Below are 401 nucleotides of genomic sequence, written 5' to 3'. Positions count from 1 at the left end.
TATTAACCCAGAAAGCCAAGACATCGCCGCGCTTCTAGCCATAGTGAAAGCGTTGATGTCGGAGAAAAAAGAGTGGCAACAAGAGCGCCAATCCTTAATTGAGCAGTTTAAACTGGCCCTTGACCGTCAATTCGCCAAACGCTCGGAAGCGTTAAAACCGTATAACGAAGCACAGGGTGACCTCTTTAATGAGGCGGAATGTGAAGCGGCGAAATCGGAAGATGAGGTTATCACCACGACGACAATCAAACGTCGTGGTAAACGTCAACCGCTTCCTAAAGACTTGCCACGTGAAATTATCGAGCTTGACCTAGATGAGCACGACAAACAGTGCTCATGCTGCCAACACGCTTTGCATAAAATCAGCGAAGACCGCAGTGAAAAGCTTGAGTTTACGCCCG

At 48.1% G+C, this 401-nt stretch carries 1 protein-coding gene; it reads left to right on the top strand.

The features are described 5' to 3' along the window. Position 1: 1 nt before the first annotated feature. The coding region (locus PL85_RS17000; protein WP_327795944.1) for an IS66 family transposase at positions 2-401 on the top strand (400 nt) is incomplete at its 3' end.

The organism is Vibrio anguillarum (assembly GCF_001989995.2).
GTDB lineage: Bacteria > Pseudomonadota > Gammaproteobacteria > Enterobacterales > Vibrionaceae > Vibrio > Vibrio anguillarum.
This window is presented reverse-complemented; position numbering and strand designations above follow the sequence as displayed.